Below are 13,112 nucleotides of genomic sequence, written 5' to 3' on the forward strand. Positions count from 1 at the left end.
ATGCGTTAACTCCGAATTACGTCAAAATCGAACCAACTGCCTACCTTGCCTTCTGCGGTTTCCAGTATGACACGTGCACGCCAAGGCATAACGCTTTGAGTGCAAATCCCCACTTGGCCTTGGCCTTGAAAATGGCCGGGTGCACCTGCGTTAAGGGCAAAACGGTGTAGCCCCAAATCCATATCTCGACCAATAAAATCTACCTCGACCTGGGTGGCCGTTACACCATCGACTTCCACTTCCAGTGGTAATATCTCCAGTGCATCGATTCGCCCATTTGCCTGAACCGCGAGCGTGATGCTGCCCTTATCGCCCAAAGTGGCGGAGCAGGGCGCTGCATGCAGGTTGCAGCTTGATGTGGGTGGAAACCATGTCACATCACTGTCGCGGTGGAGCCAATGTGAAAAGGCATACCACGCGCAGGCCGCTAGCGCCAAGCCAGTGACCAATATCAGTACCCTTAAGGCAGGAAAGCCCGCTGGGTGTGCAGGTTTTGATGTCATCTTCATGGCAGAATAATCGCTACGCAAGCCGTGGGGCGGGAAATCATTGCCATGGTAACAGTAAACGCACCGATATCGCTGTGCTGGGATGTCGCAGGCAAAAGGGACATAAATGGAGAGTATCACTGGCGCTTTAGGCCCACTATTTCTATTGATCTTACTGGGCGCCGTGCTTGGCTATTGGCGCTGGCCCAGCGACACCTTTTGGCCGCAGATGGAGCGGCTGATCTACTTTGTGCTGTTTCCCGCCATGCTGGTAAGCACCCTGGCCACTGCGGATGTAAGCCAAGTGCCGGTCGGCCGCTTGGCGCTGGTGCTGCTGGGCGCGATGGCGCTGTTTGGCTTGCTGCTCTGGCGTTTACGTGGCTGGCTACAGCTAACGCCTGCGGCGTTTACGTCGGTATTTCAAGGCGCGGTACGTTTTAATACCTATGTGGGCGTTGCTGGCGCCGCCGCGCTACACGGCAGCTTAGGAGCGACTACCGCAGCCGTCGCCGTGGCACTAATGGTGCCAGTAGTTAACGTGATGTGTGTGGCCAGCTTTGTCGCCGCTGGCACACTCGGAGGTGCTAGCGTAGGTAAAAGTGCGATGGCGCTGATTAAAAACCCGTTGATTCTTGCCTGCTTGGCGGGCATTGGCCTGAACCTTACGGGCGTTGGTTTGCCCGGCTGGAGTCAAGATACGGTAGAGCTACTGGGGCGTGCGGCGCTGCCGTTGGGGTTGGTGGCCGTAGGGGTTGCGCTGCGCCCAGCGGCACTGCTACGCATTGACCGCGGCGTGCTGGCCACCAATAGCGTTAAACTGCTGCTCATGCCCGCACTGGTATTGGCATTCACCTGGTTCCTGCAGTTGGATCCCGTAAGCCGCGATGTAGCACTACTGTTTGCAGCACTGCCCACCGCCACCTCTGCGTATATCCTAGCCCGCCAACTGGGTGGCGATGCCGAGTTGATGGCGGCGATTATCACTGGGCAAACCCTCCTCGCCATGCTCACTCTCCCGTTTTGGCTGCAGCTGGTTAGCTGAAGATGAGGTTGGGAAAACTAAATAAAAAATATTCGTATTTGTGTTGACGAGGTAAATGAGAACTATTACAGTGTGATTGTCAGCGTTTGATGAGACGCTGGCAACCAGGACAGAAACCGCCAGTTTCCTGTCATGGTTTCTCCCTCTCATTGCTAGTCACGGTCTTTTTGCCGCTCCATTGGAGCGGCTTTCTTTTTTTTGCGTCTCTGCCTTCTCCGCTTTCTATCCGTACTGCTTTTGGCTACTTTTATACGCTTAGCTGCTTATATTTTTTAATACACAGGCCACTTCAACGACGCAGGCTGACAGGGTGTCATTGCTTAGAGGCGCTTTGGCGTCTACGTTTTATAGGCAGCGTTTAAAGGCGTTTATCGATAAGCACACTAATGGAGGAGTTTGCTATGAGCGATACACAAGATCTTTTCCCGACTCGCTTGGAACGAAAGTTGGGAATGTTTAAGCGTATTGACCCCGTGGTATATGGCGATGAGTCTCAGCTTGCGAATGGCCCCTTGAACAAGTCACAAATTGATGCGTACGAAAGAAAGGGATTTCTGTCATTTGAAGGTTTTTTTGACGCCGATGAAATGCAGGTTTTTCTTCAAGAGCTGCGTGAATATGAAGACGATGCTGATCTCAAGCTCTCAGAAGGCACTATCCTTGAGCCAGGACGTGAAGAGATACGCACCATTTTCGGTATTCATGATGTTTCAAAGCGTTTTCAGCGCTTAACCCAAGATCCCAAATTGTTAGCAATCGTCAAGCAACTGCTGGGCAGTGATGTGTATATTCATCAGTCACGAATTAACTATAAACCAGGCTTCAAAGGCAAAGGGTTTGAGTGGCACTCCGACTTTGAGACATGGCATAGCGAAGACGGTATGCCTCGTATGCGCGCACTTAGTTGCTCCATCGTGCTCACTGACAACGGGGAGTTTAACGGCCCACTCATGCTGATCCCCGGTTCGCATCAGTACTTTGTTCCCTGTGTGGGACGAACGCCGGAAAATAACTATAAGGAGTCGCTAAAAAGCCAAGAGGTGGGCGTGCCCCCAGCCAGTAGCCTTCGCGAGATAATGCTAGAAAACGATATCGAAGCTCCCAAGGGGCCTGCCGGTTCGCTGGTGATTTTTGAATGCAATACCATGCACGGCTCGAACATAAATATGTCTTGCTGGCCGAGAAGTAATCTGTTCTTTGTTTACAATAGCGTTGAAAACACGCTGCACGACCCTTACTGCGGTAACCGGCCCAGGCCGGAATTTCTAGCTAATCGTTCGGATTGGGAGCCGCTAAAACCGCTCAACGAGTAAAGCCCATGCGCATCGCCGTGTTTAGTGCTAAACCCTACGACCGCACTTTTATTACTCGTGCCAACAAGGGGGAGCGCCACGCGTTGAGCTTTTTAGAGGCGCGCCTAACGGTGGATACGGCCCCTTTGGCCAACGGCTTTGATGCGGTTTGCGCCTTTGTTAATGACTGCCTTGATGCCGCCGTTTTAGAGCAACTGCATAACGGTGGCACAAGGTTGGTGGCGTTGCGTTCGGCGGGCTTTAATCATGTTGATTTAGCCGCCGCCGAACGGTTAGGCATCACGGTGGTAAGGGTGCCTGCCTACTCCCCCCACGCAGTGGCGGAGCATGCAGTGGCCTTAGTGCTAAGCCTTAATCGCATGACTTATCGCGCCTACAACCGGGTGCGGGAGGGCAATTTTGCCCTGGATGGCCTGCTGGGGTTCGACCTGCATGGTAAAACCGTGGGCGTTATTGGCACTGGGCATATCGGGCTCATTTTTGCCGATATTATGCACGGCTTTGGTTGTCGGGTAGTGGCCAGCGACCCATTTCCCAGCGCGAATGCTAAACCTTTTGTTGAGTACGTGCCGCTAGCAACGCTGTTTGCCAGCGCCGACATTATCTCGCTGCATTGCCCATTGACGCCTGAGACTCACCATTTGATTGATGCTGATGCCATTGCGCAAATGAAAGAGAGCGTGATGATCATCAACACCGGCCGAGGAAGGGTGGTCGATACCCAAGCGGTAATCGCAGGTTTGAAAAGCGGCAAAATCGGCCGCTTAGGGTTGGATGTCTACGAAGAGGAAGAGCATCTGTTCTTCGAAGACCTCTCTCAGAGCGTGATCGATGATGATCAGTTTATGCGCCTAACGACCTTCCATAATGTACTGATCACCGGGCATCAGGCGTTCTTCACTGCCGAGGCGCTGACTAATATCGCCGAGACCACGCTGGCGAATATCGACGCTTTTGAAAGCGGAAGTGGAACCATTCACCGGGTGAATGCCACATAATCCACCACCACCCGTGTTGGCGTTAGCGTTCCATCCAAGTGTTTAACTCATCGAAGAACGCAAGGCACTGACTGAGTTGATCAATTTCAATAAATTCATCGGGCTTATGGGCTTGGCGAATAGAGCCGGGCCCTAGAATCACCGAAGGGATGCCGCCATCGATCTCGAACACGCCGCCTTCTGAACCATAAGAAACCTTTCCACCACGCTTGGGAAGAATGGGTTCAAGCTCTTTGAACATCTTACTGTCGGTGGCGTCCCCCATGGCGGGGTAGGCAAATAGCTCTTGCCACTCAATAGCGGAATCAGCTGATTGGCGCTGCATTTCGGGTAGCAGAGCAGCCTCTATATCGTTGATCAGCGCTTGGATATCCGTGGCGGCTGCTTCCTGATCAATGCTGCGTAGCTCAAAGATAAAGCTGCAAGTATCGGGGGTAACGTTGGTCGCCACACCGCCTTCTATCATGGTGGTCAGCGTTGTGGCGTGGGGAACGGTAAAGTCTAGGTCGAAAGGGCCCTCTTGCTCATATCGTCGTGATCGCTCGGCGATCATGGTGATGATACGCGAGGCATACTCCACCGCATTGACATGCTGAGGGGAGAACGATGAGTGTCCCCCTTCACCGCGCATCGTCACCCGCATTGCAATCTTGCCTTTCTGGCCGTTGATCAGCTTCATTTCACTGGGTTCGCCGATAATCGCCAGTGAGGGTGGCACTTTGAGTTCGGCTAAGTAGCGTGCAATGGCGGGCGCTCCCAGGCAGCCCACCTCTTCATCATGAGAGAAACAGAAATAGAGCGGCCGCTGCAGTTCACCGCTAGTAAAAGCCGGTGCCGCCGCCATGACGCACGCTGCAAAGCCTTTCATATCGCAGGTGCCACGGCCAAACAAACGACTGCCGCGCTGCTCCATTTTGAAAGGGTCGCTTTGCCAGCTTTTTGGGTTGGCGGGTACCACATCGGTATGGCCAGAGAGGACTATGCCTGCTACGTCGGCCGGACCCAGGCGGGCGACCAAATTGGCTTTTTCGCCGCTCTCATCTGGTAGTACGGTTACATTCGCGCCAAGACCGGTGAAGAAATTCTCCATGTGATGAATAAGTTCCAGATTGGAGTACGCACTTGTGGTGTCGTAAGCGATCAGATCCGCGAGGTGTGATATCGCAGCGTCCAACTGCGGGTGAGCGTTAGGCGTAGCACTAGCTTGCATAGTGTTAAATCCTTGGCAATAAGGGAATCTTTGGCTCAGGCCGTGGCTTTCTTAAGTTGCTGACGAATCGTCACTACCACCACGAATATCGCCAGCGAAGCGAAAAGCCAGGTGATAGGTGACGACACCAGAATGCTTGGATCACCGCGAGATAGCGCAAGGGCACGACGTAGGTTTTCTTCCAGCATCGGGCCAAGAATGAAGGCGATTAAAAATGGGGCAGCGGGAATGGCGAACAGGAACATGAAAAAGCCAAATACGCCCATCGCCAGCAGTACGATGACGTCATACATGCTGTTGGAGATCGAAAAAATACCGAATACGCACAGAGCAAGCACGATCGGCGCCATTAAGCCGGGAGGAATCCGCGAGATATGCGAGAAAAAGCGCATCGTTGCTTTGCCAGCACCAAACAGCAAAACAGATGAGAACAGCATGCCAATGAACAGCATGTAAACCTCATGAAGGTTGTTCTCAAACAGCATGGGGCCTGGGGTCATACCGTGAATCATAAAGGCACCCAGCATCACGCCCGTAATCACATCTCCCGGCACGCCCAGCGCTAACAGCGGAATCATGGTCGAACCACAGCACCCATTATTGGCGGACTCTGATGCTGCGATCCCTTCCAGTTCGCCCTTACCAAAGTTCTCGCGATTCTTTGAGCTACGCTGCGCTTCCCCGTAGGAGGAGAACGCCGCTGCCGAGGGGCCAATGCCGGGAATGGCCCCCATCACAACACCAATCATGCTGCCTTTGAGCATTGCCTTTAAGGATCGGCGTAGCTCGTCTCGCGTTACGCGGTTATCGCCCAGCTGCATGGGCTTATGGCTTTGGTTGTGACGAAAAACGATAATTTTAAGCAGCTCAGGGATCGCAAAAAGACCGATGAGCACAGGGGCAACGGCAAGACCGCTCTGCATATCCACGGTTAGATCAAAGCGGAACGAGCCGTACATATCTTCGCCCACGGTGGCTAGCAGTAGTCCTAAGCACGCCGACACAAGCCCAAGCAGCAGCGAACGCCCTGACACCCCAGCGACGGTGGTGAGCGCGAAAATCATCAGCATGAAATATTCTGGCGGTCCAATACGCAGCGCCAGGAGCGCCAGTGGCGCGGCAATAAAAATCAGCGAGAGATTGGAAATAAAATCCCCGGTACAGGAGGAATAGAGCGCCATGTTGAGGGCTTTGCCTGCCTTGCCCTGCTGAGCCAATGGATAGCCATCAAGGGTGGTGCAGGCGGCCGAAGCAGTGCCTGGTGTCTTGATTAATATCGCGGATACCGAGCCACCGTAGGTTGAGCCTTTGTACAGTGCGACGAGTAATAAAATACTCGGAATCGGCTGCATATAAAAAGTAAAGGGTAGCGCCAGCGTAACCGCCATGGTGCCGGTCATGCCGGGAATGGCACCGATTATCACGCCGCCCCAAATACCGGCGGCCATGATCAAAAAATTCTCAATAGTGGCAACCGCCTGGAAGGCAACCAGCAGGTCGTTGAGCATAGTGGTCAGTCCTATACGCGGTAGGTTAAATACCGATAGCCCTAAACAGGCTGCCGACAGGGAAACGCGTATTGAGTGCGCTAGAGAAAAACAGGTAGAGAACCACCGGGAGTGCGACGGCAACGATGGCCGCCACCACTTTGTGGCGCCAATAACCCGTCAGTATTAGCATCGCCATTAACAGCAGGATGCTCGATAGCAAAAAGCCTAGCAGCATCACTGAGCCGATATAGAGCGCAAAGGCAAGTATCGTCCAGCCGAAGCGAGTGAGTAGCGTGACAAGTGGAGTGTCACTGCGGATGGTGCTGGCATCTTCAGGGTCAGCGATTGCTTCGGTTTTGCGTGAAAAAGACAGCCCTACGAGCAGTATGCCTAGTGCCATGCCTAGCATGGAAACAGTGCGTGGCCACATATCAGGCGGTGGTGCAAACCCTGGAATAAAGCGCGGGCGGGGCACATAGGCTGGTATCAGTAAAAATAGAACGATACCGAACAGCACCGTAATAACTAAACCGCGAGTTATACCCATGACCCCTCCAGCAATGTAATGATGTAGACGTTGACGACAAGGTGCTTAACGCTGACTCACTCCAGATAGCCAAACTGTTCTGCTAAGGTGCGATAAAACTCATATTGCTCTTTTGCGTAGGTCTCCATATCGATGCTGCCAATAGTGGAAATTGAGCCACGGTCATCAGCACGACTGAGCCACATTTCGTCTTCAGCCACCTGTTCCATTACCTCTGCCCAGGTATTCATGACCTCTTGAGGTAGATCTGGCGGGCCATACAGCGCGCTCCAACCAATCACTTGCCCAGCTAGTTCATAACCCAACTCTTCAGCAGTCGGTACTTCCGGTAGTGCTTCCATGCGTTCTGGTGAGAACACCATTAACGGACGCATGTCACCGCTCTCGATATGCGGCATCAGTGATGCTGCCGCGATGGCGAGAAAATCAACATGCCCACCCAGTAATGCTGTTGCGAGTTCACCGCCCCCACGGTAGGGAATCAACGTTGCCGCCGTCAGCGGATCCATTTCCGCGTCAGCCAGTAGCGATTGCACCGTAAAGCCATCTATAGCGGTGGCGCCGGAGGCTGCATAACTCATCGCACCTGGGTCGTTTTCGATGCCTTCGAGCAACTCCTCAACGCTTTCATAGGGTGAGTCGTCGGTCACGGCAAGAATCATGGGTGTGGCTTCAAGCGGGCTGATAAAGGTGTATTCATCCCAATCAACACTGCTGTTTTCGTTTACCGCCGGTGACAGCGCCATGCCCACGCGGGCTAGGAGTAGGGTGTATCCATCGGGGTCAGCCTGTGTCACATCGCGAGCGCCGGTCATTCCCCCTGCGCCGGCTTGGTTGACGACCGTGACTGGCTGCCCTAAATATTCGCTAGCCGACTCCGCCAGGGCTCGACCGGCCAGGTCGGAGGCGCCGCCTGGACCATAAGGGACTACCAATGTGACGGGGTCGGAGGGGTAGTTCTGAGCATAGGTCGTGGAGGCAGCGATAAGCGTTGCTGCCGCTAAGCTGAAGGTGAATTTCATATTTGTCTCCGCAGTGGTTGTTGCATAGCTGTTATTGAATGGCTGCTACTTAATGGCTGTTATTGAAAGACTGAGTAACGAGCATTAATTGAATCCAGCGCTTTAAACATAGACAGGTATGAAAATTGTTGCAACAATTCAATTTAGTATTCGTTTTTGTTCTAGTGGTGAGCCAAAGTTGCAAGCCTATCGCTTATGAAGACTGTTTTTATCTGCTGACTATTTAGCTAAAAATTACTAGAAAGAGCTTAAAGTAATGAAAATAAAAGAAATTGAAGCTTTTGATGCTTTCATGAAACACGGCACTACAAAAGCGGCCGCAGAAACATTAGGAATCAGTCAATCAATGGTAAGCCGATTACTAATCGGGTTAGAGGATGAGCTAGGTTTTGCATTATTCAAACGTACCCGTAATCAGCTCTCGCCAACGTCAGAAGCATTTTTATATCACGCATCCGTTTTACGATTGATGGCGAGTATTCGAGATACTCAAAAAGACGCGGATGCTATTTCTAATAACCAATTGGGCAGTATCGTGGTAGCTGCACAACCCATTTTTTGCGATACCTTTTTACTCGATGTGATTAAGCGCTTTAAACAAAATCACCCTAATGTAGGTGTTAGAGTCATCGATGCAGGGCTGCAAGAGTTACTTAAAATGATCGATAACAATACCTGTGATGTGGCGCTGGGAATAACGCTTGAAGCCGACACTTATGGGGCCACCGTCAGTAGTCTTGCGCGCTGTTCTGCGCGCTGCATCATGCATCGTACGCATCCACTCGCGAAGCAAGACGTTGTATCGATTTCTAGCTTACAAAACCAGACATTCGTGGAGCTGATGGCGGATAGCCCTTTGCGTGCCCGAGTGGACTACATTATGCAGACAGTGGATATAAAGAGGCACATTGCCGCTGAAATGCGCTATATGCGAGGGGTGTGCGCATTAGTTGATCGCGGGCTTGGGGTCGCAGTGATTGACCCCATTGCAGAACTATTGCTTCAGGGAACAGCCGTTGTATCAAAGCCTATGAAGCCAACGATTGAGTGGGAAATTGCCTTACTTAAATCTAAACACAAGCCGTTAAGTAACGTAGCTGAATCTTTCTGTGAAGAGATATACGCTGAAATCGATAGCTTGCATAAAATGGGAATATTAACCTCACTAAAATAAAACAGCGCGACAAACATATGACTTAACAGGAGACCGCTCCATGCAGCTCTATTTAAATACTTCTTCTGCCTATGCACGCGTTGTGCGTGTTTGCCTCTATGAAAAGCAGCTGATCGAGCGCACTGAGCTTTGCTGGTGCGACCCTTGGGCGGCGGATAGCGAGCTTGTACAGATTACGCCGCTTAGCCGTATTCCAACGCTGGTAACCGACGATGGGGATGTGCTCACCGAGTCGCTGTTGATTGCTCACTATCTGGATGCAGTGGGCGAAGGGCCATCTCTGATACCCAGTAAAACATTTGCTGAAACCCTGGCGCTGGCAGGGTTGGGGCAGGGCTTGATGGACGCCGCCTTTAACGTAGTGATTGGTCGCAAGCATGGTGGCAATGAAGTGGATACGACGCTGTTAGGGCAGCGCCGTTTAAAAGCGATTGAACGCACTTTGATAACACTCAATGCCCACCCCAGCGTGCTGGGGGGCAGTGCCCAGCGCACCCTGGGGGCGATTACCGTTGCCGTGGCGCTGGCGTATATCAGCTTTCGCCTACCGGCCTTTGATTGGCAAAACCGCTACCCAACGCTACATGCCTGGCAGGCGAAGGTGGTGGAGGGCGAGAGCTTTGCACTAACTGAATTTGAGTAGGAACCCACTATTTCAGATAGCGCATAAAGACTAGGCCGTCCGGAGGTGGGGACAGCCCGTAGATTCACCCCTCCCGGCGATAGATCAAATCCCAAACCCCGTGACCCAGTTTTTCGCCGCGGGCTTCAAACTTGGTGAGCGGGCGGAACGCCGGGCGTGGCACGTACGGGGCGGTTTCCGCACTGGCTGTATTGGCATAGCCAGGCGCGGCTTCCATTACCTCGGCCATCCACTCTGCGTAGGCTTCCCAGTCGGTGGCCATATGGAAGGTGCCGCCAGGCATCAGGCGAGTGCTGATCAGCTCAACAAAGGCAGGCTGCACGATGCGCCGTTTGTGGTGCTTCTTCTTCGGCCAAGGGTCGGGGAAGAACAGCTGCAGCGTGGTCAGCGAGCCTTCGGGAAGGCACTGTTCGAGCACAGCCAGGGCATCCTCGCGGTAAACGCGCAGGTTGGTGAGACCACGTTTGTCGACTTCATCGAGCAGTTTGCCAACGCCAGGGGCGTGAACTTCAATGCCGATAAAGTCGGTGTCTGGATGGGTTTCGGCCTGCTCAACCAGCGAGTTGCCCATGCCAAAGCCGATTTCCACTACCCGCGGTGCCTTACGGCCAAATAGGGCGTCCAAGTCTTGACGGCCGTCGGCGATGGTCAGGCCAAAACGCGGCCATATATCCTCTAAGCCCCGGTTTTGGGCCTGGGTCATACGACCCGCGCGGATCACGTAGCTTTTAATGCCGCGGCGGTGCAGTGGTGCATCCGTACCTTCCGGGCCTGTAGTGGCGTTGCTTTCGGGCGCGGTGTGACTTTCTGGTACGGTATCGTTGGGTTCAGTCATGGGGTCTCGGATCAATTAACCGTTAATACGGCCAGCGAAAGGTGAAGAAGGATCGGCGGATTGGCGGCGCGGCATACGGCCGGCTAAAAACGCATCGCGGCCAGCTTCCACGGCCAGCTTCATGGCGTTGGCCATGCGTAGCGGCTCGCGGGCGTGGGCAATGGCCGTATTGAGCAGCACGCCATCACAGCCTAGCTCCATGGCCATGGCAGCATCCGAGGCCGTGCCAATTCCCGCATCCACTAGTACCGGTACCTTGCTCTGTTCAACAATCAAGCGCACGTTGTGTGGGTTCTGAATGCCGTGGCCCGAGCCAATCAACGAGCCCAGCGGCATGATGGCGCAGCAGCCCATGGCTTCTAATTCGCGTGCCACAATAGGATCGTCGCTGGTGTACACCATGACGTCAAAGCCATCGGCGAGCAGCGTTTCAGCGGCTTTTAGCGTCTCGACCACATTGGGGTAAAGCGTGTGATCGTCGCCGAGCACTTCCAGCTTGACCAGGTTATGACCGTCGAGCAGCTCTCGGGCCAGGCGGCAGGTGCGCACTGCATCTTTAGCGGTGTAGCAACCGGCGGTATTAGGCAGCAGGGTGTAGCGATCGGGGGAAATAGCGTCTAACAGGTTGGGCGCATCGGCGTCCTGGCCTAAATTAGTACGGCGCACCGCAAAGGTCACAATTTCAGCGCCACTTTGGGCAATGGCGGCGCCGGTTTCGGTAAAGTCTTTGTACTTGCCTGTGCCCACCAGCAGGCGCGATTGAAAATCGCGTCCGGCGATGGTTAGCGGAGTATCGGCTAGCGGTACATGTGTTTGTTGGGTCATAGTGTTTCCTCTAACCGCCGCCAATCGCGTGGACAACTTCTACGTGGTCGCCATCGATCAGGCGGGTGTCGGCGTGCTGGCTGCGGGGGACGATCTCTTCGTTAATTTCGACGGCGATACGACGGCCGCTAAGGCCCAGCTGTTCAACTAAGTCGGCCGCAGTTAGGCCGGTTGACAGCGTATGGGGTTCACCGTTTAGACGTATCTGGATAGACATAGATAGGCGTGTCTCATTCGTCGTGGTAGTTCGTTCTCTAAGGCATTCTCTATTGTAGCGGTTTCACACCGCGCAAGGTAAGCCGTAGGTGCAAACAGCGCGATGTATGCCAACCATAATAGGAGTAGGAGAGCAGCGTGCAGCGAACAGATAAAGTGTGGTGGTGTATCGCGGCCCTTTCGGGCGCCGTACTGGTGATACTAGGCGCCTATGCCGCCCATGGCCTTGCGGCGCGCACCACAGAAACGATGGTGAGCGCTGTTGAAACCGGCGTGCGCTATCAGGCCTGGCACACGCTTGCCATCATGGTAGTACTTGTATGGCGCCAAGTGCAGCCGCTTGCCGGACAGCACTGGGTGCTGGCGCTATGGGTACTCGGCATGGGCTGCTTTTCAGGCTCGCTCTACCTGATGGCGCTGGCAGGGTTGAATATTGGCATTGTCACTCCCATTGGCGGACTGCTGTTGATGGCCGGTTGGTTGGCGCTGGGAGTGGTAGCTCTGCTAGCGCAGCGCCGTCATACGTAACCGTAACGCGTTGCCAATCACGCTCACTGACGAGAGTGACATCGCCGCTGCAGCGATAATCGGCGATAACAGAATGCCTGTGAAGGGGTATAAAATCCCTGCAGCAATGGGGATGCCCGCTGCATTGTAAGCAAAAGCAAAAAAGAGATTTTGGCGAATGTTACGCATGGTAGCTTTGGAGAGCTGGTGTGCTGTGGCAATACCGGTAAGATCCCCTCGCAGTAGGGTAACCCCAGCGCTTTCTATCGCCACATCGGTGCCGGTTCCCATGGCAATGCCGACATCCGCTGTCGCCAGCGCAGGTGCATCGTTCACGCCGTCGCCGGCCATGACAACAATGCGCCCTTCATCGCGGAGCCGCTTGATTACACGGCCTTTGTCTTCTGGAAGCACTTCAGCTTCGACCTCATCAATGCCTAGCCGACGTGCCACAGCGTTGGCGGAGGTGCGATTATCGCCTGTCAGCATCACCACTCGAATGCCGTCAGCCTGTAGTGAACGGATGGCATCTTCAGTGGTTTCCTTGACTGGGTCGGCAATGGCGAGAAGCCCAGCCAAATTCCCGTCGATGCTCGCAAAGATGACCGTAGCACCGTCACTGCGCAATTGATCTGCATGTGCGTCTTGAGACTGGGTGTTAACGCCCTCGCTTTCCATCAATAGCCGATTGCCCAGGGCGATACGCTTGCCATCTATCTGACCTATAACGCCCATGCCGTTGGGAGCTTCAAAGTCCAACGCTTCTGTTAGTTTTACCTCTGCCTCTTTAGCCTTTTCGACT

Annotated in this window: 15 protein-coding genes; 6 read left to right on the forward strand and 9 right to left on the reverse strand. The window is 53.7% G+C overall.

The window, feature by feature from the left end; genetic code table 11:
* Nucleotides 1-5: 5 nt before the first annotated feature.
* Complete coding sequence (locus HZU72_RS06275; protein ID WP_180091009.1) at nt 6-509, reverse strand: hypothetical protein; 504 nt, start codon at nt 507-509, stop codon at nt 6-8.
* 106 nt (nt 510-615) lie between these two features.
* Here HZU72_RS06275 and HZU72_RS06280 point away from each other — a divergent pair, with 106 nt between their 5' ends.
* From HZU72_RS06280 to HZU72_RS06290, 3 genes are all read left to right on the forward strand, one after another.
* Nucleotides 616-1,530, forward strand: coding sequence for an AEC family transporter (locus HZU72_RS06280; protein WP_180091010.1), 915 nt, complete (start codon nt 616-618; stop codon nt 1,528-1,530).
* A gap of 401 nt (nt 1,531-1,931) precedes the next feature.
* Nucleotides 1,932-2,843, forward strand: a complete 912-nt coding sequence (gene thpD / locus HZU72_RS06285; RefSeq protein ID WP_180091011.1) for an ectoine hydroxylase — start codon at nt 1,932-1,934, stop codon at nt 2,841-2,843.
* 5 nt (nt 2,844-2,848) lie between these two features.
* Nucleotides 2,849-3,841: a 2-hydroxyacid dehydrogenase gene (locus tag HZU72_RS06290; protein ID WP_180091012.1), complete on the forward strand. Its 993-nt coding sequence runs from the start codon at nt 2,849-2,851 to the stop codon at nt 3,839-3,841.
* Nucleotides 3,842-3,863: 22 nt separating this feature from the next.
* Here the strand turns inward: HZU72_RS06290 and argE are convergent, their stop codons facing one another.
* Genes argE through HZU72_RS06310 form a run of 4 tightly spaced genes read right to left on the reverse strand, consistent with a single transcriptional unit; the run spans nt 3,864 to nt 8,110 of the window.
* Nucleotides 3,864-5,051 (reverse strand): acetylornithine deacetylase, encoded by a 1,188-nt coding sequence (argE, locus tag HZU72_RS06295; RefSeq protein ID WP_180091013.1) that lies wholly within the window; start codon nt 5,049-5,051, stop codon nt 3,864-3,866.
* A 35-nt stretch (nt 5,052-5,086) separates the two neighbouring features.
* The gene (locus HZU72_RS06300; RefSeq protein WP_180091014.1) at nt 5,087-6,559 is read right to left on the reverse strand and encodes a tripartite tricarboxylate transporter permease; all 1,473 of its coding nucleotides are present in this window, start codon (nt 6,557-6,559) and stop codon (nt 5,087-5,089) included.
* A gap of 25 nt (nt 6,560-6,584) precedes the next feature.
* On the reverse strand, nt 6,585-7,088 hold the full coding sequence (locus tag HZU72_RS06305) for a tripartite tricarboxylate transporter TctB family protein (protein WP_180091015.1): 504 nt from the start codon (nt 7,086-7,088) through the stop codon (nt 6,585-6,587).
* Nucleotides 7,089-7,144: 56 nt separating this feature from the next.
* A complete protein-coding gene (locus tag HZU72_RS06310; protein ID WP_180091016.1) occupies nt 7,145-8,110 on the reverse strand; it encodes a Bug family tripartite tricarboxylate transporter substrate binding protein in 966 nt (321 codons plus the stop codon).
* Nucleotides 8,111-8,366: 256 nt separating this feature from the next.
* On the opposite strand from HZU72_RS06310, the gene HZU72_RS06315 reads away from it, so the two are divergent.
* Together HZU72_RS06315 and HZU72_RS06320 are read left to right on the forward strand one after the other, a co-directional pair.
* Nucleotides 8,367-9,284, forward strand: coding sequence for a LysR family transcriptional regulator (locus tag HZU72_RS06315; protein WP_180091017.1), 918 nt, complete (start codon nt 8,367-8,369; stop codon nt 9,282-9,284).
* A gap of 40 nt (nt 9,285-9,324) precedes the next feature.
* Complete coding sequence (locus HZU72_RS06320) at nt 9,325-9,927, forward strand: glutathione S-transferase N-terminal domain-containing protein (protein ID WP_180091018.1); 603 nt, start codon at nt 9,325-9,327, stop codon at nt 9,925-9,927.
* 64 nt (nt 9,928-9,991) lie between these two features.
* On the opposite strand, the gene trmB is transcribed toward HZU72_RS06320, so the two are convergent.
* The 3 genes from trmB to thiS are packed head-to-tail and all read right to left on the reverse strand — an operon-like array spanning nt 9,992 to nt 11,804.
* Nucleotides 9,992-10,762: a tRNA (guanosine(46)-N7)-methyltransferase TrmB gene (gene trmB, locus HZU72_RS06325; RefSeq protein WP_180091019.1), complete on the reverse strand. Its 771-nt coding sequence runs from the start codon at nt 10,760-10,762 to the stop codon at nt 9,992-9,994.
* A gap of 15 nt (nt 10,763-10,777) precedes the next feature.
* Complete coding sequence (locus HZU72_RS06330) at nt 10,778-11,587, reverse strand: thiazole synthase (protein WP_180091020.1); 810 nt, start codon at nt 11,585-11,587, stop codon at nt 10,778-10,780.
* 10 nt (nt 11,588-11,597) lie between these two features.
* Nucleotides 11,598-11,804, reverse strand: a complete 207-nt coding sequence (gene thiS / locus HZU72_RS06335) for a sulfur carrier protein ThiS (protein WP_180091021.1) — start codon at nt 11,802-11,804, stop codon at nt 11,598-11,600.
* 137 nt (nt 11,805-11,941) lie between these two features.
* Here thiS and HZU72_RS06340 point away from each other — a divergent pair, with 137 nt between their 5' ends.
* Nucleotides 11,942-12,331: a DUF423 domain-containing protein gene (locus HZU72_RS06340; RefSeq protein WP_180091022.1), complete on the forward strand. Its 390-nt coding sequence runs from the start codon at nt 11,942-11,944 to the stop codon at nt 12,329-12,331.
* On the opposite strand, the gene HZU72_RS06345 is transcribed toward HZU72_RS06340, so the two are convergent.
* Nucleotides 12,308-13,112, reverse strand: an 805-nt coding sequence (locus tag HZU72_RS06345; RefSeq protein WP_180091023.1) for an HAD-IC family P-type ATPase, incomplete at its 5' end; no start/stop codon positions are given. The genes HZU72_RS06340 and HZU72_RS06345 overlap by 24 nt on opposite strands.

The sequence above is a fragment of the Vreelandella sedimenti genome (assembly GCF_013416325.1).
Classification (GTDB): domain Bacteria; phylum Pseudomonadota; class Gammaproteobacteria; order Pseudomonadales; family Halomonadaceae; genus Vreelandella; species Vreelandella sedimenti.

What these genes read in the sequence shown, in the direction of transcription:
- HZU72_RS06280 (WP_180091010.1), top strand. Translation starts at nt 616, where the DNA reads ATGGAGAGTATCACTGGCGCTTTAGGCCCACTATTTCTATTGATCTTA.
- HZU72_RS06300 (WP_180091014.1), bottom strand. Translation starts at nt 6,559, where the DNA reads ATGCTCAACGACCTGCTGGTTGCCTTCCAGGCGGTTGCCACTATTGAG.
- thpD (WP_180091011.1), top strand. Translation starts at nt 1,932, where the DNA reads ATGAGCGATACACAAGATCTTTTCCCGACTCGCTTGGAACGAAAGTTG.
- HZU72_RS06290 (WP_180091012.1), top strand. Translation starts at nt 2,849, where the DNA reads ATGCGCATCGCCGTGTTTAGTGCTAAACCCTACGACCGCACTTTTATT.
- HZU72_RS06330 (WP_180091020.1), bottom strand. Translation starts at nt 11,587, where the DNA reads ATGACCCAACAAACACATGTACCGCTAGCCGATACTCCGCTAACCATC.
- argE (WP_180091013.1), bottom strand. Translation starts at nt 5,051, where the DNA reads ATGCAAGCTAGTGCTACGCCTAACGCTCACCCGCAGTTGGACGCTGCG.
- HZU72_RS06310 (WP_180091016.1), bottom strand. Translation starts at nt 8,110, where the DNA reads ATGAAATTCACCTTCAGCTTAGCGGCAGCAACGCTTATCGCTGCCTCC.
- HZU72_RS06305 (WP_180091015.1), bottom strand. Translation starts at nt 7,088, where the DNA reads ATGGGTATAACTCGCGGTTTAGTTATTACGGTGCTGTTCGGTATCGTT.
- thiS (WP_180091021.1), bottom strand. Translation starts at nt 11,804, where the DNA reads ATGTCTATCCAGATACGTCTAAACGGTGAACCCCATACGCTGTCAACC.
- trmB (WP_180091019.1), bottom strand. Translation starts at nt 10,762, where the DNA reads ATGACTGAACCCAACGATACCGTACCAGAAAGTCACACCGCGCCCGAA.
- HZU72_RS06315 (WP_180091017.1), top strand. Translation starts at nt 8,367, where the DNA reads ATGAAAATAAAAGAAATTGAAGCTTTTGATGCTTTCATGAAACACGGC.
- HZU72_RS06275 (WP_180091009.1), bottom strand. Translation starts at nt 509, where the DNA reads ATGAAGATGACATCAAAACCTGCACACCCAGCGGGCTTTCCTGCCTTA.
- HZU72_RS06320 (WP_180091018.1), top strand. Translation starts at nt 9,325, where the DNA reads ATGCAGCTCTATTTAAATACTTCTTCTGCCTATGCACGCGTTGTGCGT.